Source organism: Sphingomonas bacterium, from assembly GCF_903644055.1.
GTDB lineage: Bacteria > Pseudomonadota > Alphaproteobacteria > Sphingomonadales > Sphingomonadaceae > Sphingomonas_I.
On the sequence record NZ_CAHJXD010000044.1, the window covers coordinates 1 to 4,166 of the forward strand.

A 4,166-nucleotide genomic window follows, 5' to 3' on the forward strand; every position below is an offset into this window, starting at 1 on the left:
TCGGCCCGCAGCGTCGCGCCGTCGAGGTCGATCCGCTCGGCATCGCCGCCCAGCGCCGCGCCCAGCCGGTTGGCGAGCGCCCGCGCACCCGCCTGATCCTCGCCGTGGAGCAGATAGAGCCGAACGCCCGCGTCCGCCGAATCGAGCGCGCGGACGAGGCGGGCCTCGGCGGGCTTCATGGCTGGGGCGGGGCGCCGCTGCGCTGGATGTAGAGCGCCAGCCGCGCGATGATCTGATCGGCGACCTCGCCCGAAAGCCGCTCCAGTGCGGTCTGCTCGGCGGCGATCACCGCATATTCGGAGGTGACGACATCGATGCCCGCGTCCGATCCGGCGGTGGCATCGACCAGCACCGTCCCCGCCGCGGCATCGACCAATTTGTAGCGCGCGCGCAGCGTCCGCCGCTCCCGCGTGACCGTATTGTCCTGCTGGACGCCGAACCCGAGGATCTGGTCGTTGAGCTCCACCTCGAGCCGATAGCGCGGGCTCGCCTTGGGCGCGACGCCGAGCCGATCGAGCAGCGCGGTGCGGACCAGCCAGCCGTTCTTGCCGCCGATCGCGCCGACCTCGACCTGCCCCAGCCCCTTCGCCACCGGCCCCGATCCCCCGCCCGCATAGAGCGGATGCAGCCCGCAGCCGCCCAGGATCGGCATGCACGCGAGCAGCAAGGCGGCGCAGCACCTCATGCGACGAGATTCACGAGGCGATCGGGCACCGCGATGACCTTCTTCGGCTCCGCGCCCGCGAGGGTCGCCTGCACCTTAGCATTGGCCCGCGCCATCGCCTCCAGTTCCTCGCGCGAAGAGCCCTTCGGCGCCTGCACCGTATCGCGTAGCTTGCCGTTGACCTGGAGCGCGATCGTCACCTGCGTGTCGACGAGCATCGCCGGATCGACCTCGGGCCATGCCGCATCCGCGACCAGCCCCTCGCCACCGCCGCGCGCCCACGCCTCCTCGGCGATATGCGGCACCATCGGCGCGGCGAGCAGGACCAGCGCCCGCACCGCGGCATTGCGCGACGGCGAAGGCCTGGCCTTCTCGATCGCGCCGACCAGCTCGTAGAGCTTGGCCACCGCCTTGTTGAACGACAAAGCCTCGATATCGACCGCCACCCCCGCGATCGTCCGATGCAGCTTGCGCGCCAGCTCCAGCTCCTCCCCGGCATGGGGAAGAGAACCGTCCGAAAGCTGATGAAGGGGGCTCGCAACGTGCACACCATCGACCGCGTCAGGCAGCAGCCGCGTGATCTTCCACAGCCGCTGAACGAACCGCCCCGCGCCCTCGATCCCCGCCTCGCTCCACGGCAGATCGCGCTCGGGCGGGCTGTCGGAAAGCATGAACCAGCGCACCGCGTCCGCGCCGTAGCGATCGACGATCGGCCCCGGATCGACAGTGTTCTTCTTGGATTTGGACATCTTCTCGATACGGCCGAGCGTCGCCGCCTCGCCGGTCGCGATCACCTTGCCGTCGGCGACCTCGGACGGCGCCAGCCACGCGCCGTTCGCATCGCGATACGTCTCGTGCGTCACCATCCCTTGCGTGAACAGGCCGGTGAACGGCTCGGCGACATCCAGCTTGCCGATATGCTTCAACGCCCGCGTCCAGAAGCGCGCGTAGAGCAGGTGGAGGATCGCATGCTCCACCCCGCCGATATATTGGCCGACGGGCAGCCATTTCTCGGCCACCGCCTTGTCGAAAGGCCTGTCGCCGGGCGCGCTGGCGAAGCGGATGAAGTACCAGCTCGAATCGGCGAACGTATCCAGCGTGTCGGTCTCGCGCCGCGCGGGCTTGCCGCATCGGGGGCAATCGACATGCTTCCACGTCGGATGACGATCGAGCGGATTGCCCGGCACGTCGAAGCTCACATCCTCGGGCAGCACCACCGGCAGTTGCGCGCGCGGCACCGCCACCGGCCCGCAATCCTCGCAATGGATGATTGGGATCGGGGTGCCCCAATAGCGCTGGCGGCTCACCCCCCAGTCGCGCAGGCGGAACACCGTGGTGCCCTCGCCCCAGCCTTCGCCTTCGGCGCGCGCGATCACCGCCGCCTTGGCCTCCTCCGAAGCCATGCCGTCGAGGAAGCGCGAATTGACGATCACGCCGGGCGCGGTGTCCGCCTCGTCATGGATCGGCGTGTCCCTGTCCTCCGGCGAGGCCGCGACGACCCGCGTCACCGGCAGCATATATTTGCGCGCGAAATCGAGGTCGCGCTGGTCGTGCGCGGGCACGCCGAACACCGCGCCGGTGCCATAGTCCATCAGCACGAAATTGGCGACGAACAGGGGCAGCCGCCATTCGGGATCGAGCGGATGCGTCGCCGTCAGCCCGGTATCGAACCCGAGCTTCTCGGCGGTCTCGATCTCGGCGGCGGCGGTGCCCGTCTTGCGGCATCGCTCGATGAACTCGGGGAGGCCGGAAGTTTTCTCCTTGAGCGCCTGTGCCAGCGGATGATCCACCGAGATCGCCACGAACGACGCGCCGAAGATCGTGTCGGGCCGCGTGGTGAAGACTTCGACGCTATCGTCTCCCCTCCCGCTTGCGGGAGGGGTGAGGGTGGGCTCGCACTCACCTTCCGCGATGCCGTTGGTGTATGTCGCCCCACCCCCGGCCCCTCCCGCAAGCGGGAGGGGAGACGATAGCGCAAACCGGAACCGCAGCCCCCGAGACCTGCCGATCCAGTTGGCCTGCATCAGCTTCACCTTGTCGGGCCAATGCGGAAGCGAGCCCAGCCCCTCGAGCAGATCGTCGGCGAACTGCGTGATCTTGAGGAACCATTGGTTGAGCTTGCGCCGCTCGACCAGGGCCCCTGATCGCCAGCCGCGCCCGTCGATCACCTGCTCGTTGGCGAGCACGGTCATGTCGACCGGATCCCAGTTGACCGCGCTTTCCTTGCGGGAGACGAGCCCCGCTTCGTAGAAATCGAGGAACAGCGCCTGCTCCTGCCCGTAATATTCAGACTCGCAGGTCGCCAGCTCGCGGCTCCAGTCGAGCGCGAACCCCAGCCGCTTCAGCTCGGCGCGCATCGCGGCGATGTTGGCGCGCGTCCAGTCGCCCGGATGCACGCCCTTCTCCATCGCGGCATTTTCGGCGGGCATGCCGAACGCGTCCCACCCCATCGGGTGCAGAACCTCCATGCCCCGCATCCGCCGGAAGCGCGCGAGCACGTCCCCCATCGTATAGTTGCGGACGTGCCCCATGTGGATGCGTCCCGAAGGATAGGGAAACATCTCGAGCACATAGCTCTTGGGCTTGGTGCTGTTGTCGTCGGCGTGGAAAGTGCCGCGCGCCGCCCATTCGGCCTGCCAGCGCGCATCCGCGCTCGCGGCCTCGAAACGCTCGCTCATAAGGCCGGGATCAGCCCGCGGCGGCGTTGCGGCGAAGGTCGCGCGCCTTCTGGAGGATGATCTCTTCCAGCCGCTGGTTGGTGCCAGCCTGAACCGACGTATCGGACCATTGCCCGCCCTGAAGGAGCTGCCGCGCGGCGGCAACGCGCACGGCGTCGGCCCGCAGATCCTGGTCGAGGATCGAGACCGAGACCTTCATCCGCTCGTTGGGCACCGCCGGGTTCACATACCAGTTGGTGACGATCACGCCGCCGTTCGAATCGGTCTGCGCGATCGACATGAAGGACAATGTGTCGAGCGCGGCGCGCCACAGATAAGCGTTGGTGCCGATCGTGGTGACGCGCGCCGGCGCGAGCCTGGCGACGCTCATCTTGCCCGCGCGCTCGCGATGCGCGCAGCCGGCAAGCGCGGTGCCGAGCGCGAGGACGATGGCGAGACGGGGCACACGAGGCATGGAGAGACCTTGAAATGGAACGCCGAAGGCAGGCGCCGCCGTTATAGAAGCTGCCGCCGCCCCCGCAAGCGCGACCCGTCGCATCCTGTGAACCCGATAATTATGGGAGTCTGTGGATAAGAGGCAACAGGCTGAAAAGATTCCGTAACGTTAAAGGAACAAGGCAGCGCGTGCATGGTAGCGGCATTGATCGCCAATAGGCATATGGGGGTGCGATGGTTCGGCTGACGACAGGATTCGGGGCTATGGGGGCGTCCGCGCTCGCGGCGCTGCTGTGTCTTGCGCCCGCCGCCGCCGATGCCAAGCCCCGCAAGGCCGCGCCGCATGCGATCGGGCCGTCGGCGGGCTTCGGCGCGTTCACGCCCGCCGC

At 68.2% G+C, this 4,166-nt stretch carries 3 protein-coding genes; all 3 read right to left on the reverse strand.

Going from position 1 to position 4,166, the window contains the following annotated elements; translation table 11 throughout:
* Window positions 1-175 precede the first annotated feature (175 nt).
* From lptE to HUU94_RS01920, 3 genes are read right to left on the reverse strand one after another with little or no spacing between them, the layout of a single operon-like run.
* The gene (gene lptE, locus HUU94_RS01910; RefSeq protein WP_174273436.1) at window positions 176-685 is read right to left on the reverse strand and encodes an LPS assembly lipoprotein LptE; all 510 of its coding nucleotides are present in this window, start codon (window positions 683-685) and stop codon (window positions 176-178) included.
* The gene (gene leuS, locus HUU94_RS01915) at window positions 682-3,342 is read right to left on the reverse strand and encodes a leucine--tRNA ligase (protein WP_174273437.1); all 2,661 of its coding nucleotides are present in this window, start codon (window positions 3,340-3,342) and stop codon (window positions 682-684) included. The genes lptE and leuS overlap by 4 nt, the downstream gene beginning before the upstream one ends.
* A 10-nt stretch (window positions 3,343-3,352) precedes the next feature.
* Complete coding sequence (locus tag HUU94_RS01920) at window positions 3,353-3,796, reverse strand: DUF3576 domain-containing protein (RefSeq protein ID WP_174273438.1); 444 nt, start codon at window positions 3,794-3,796, stop codon at window positions 3,353-3,355.
* Window positions 3,797-4,166 lie beyond the last annotated feature (370 nt).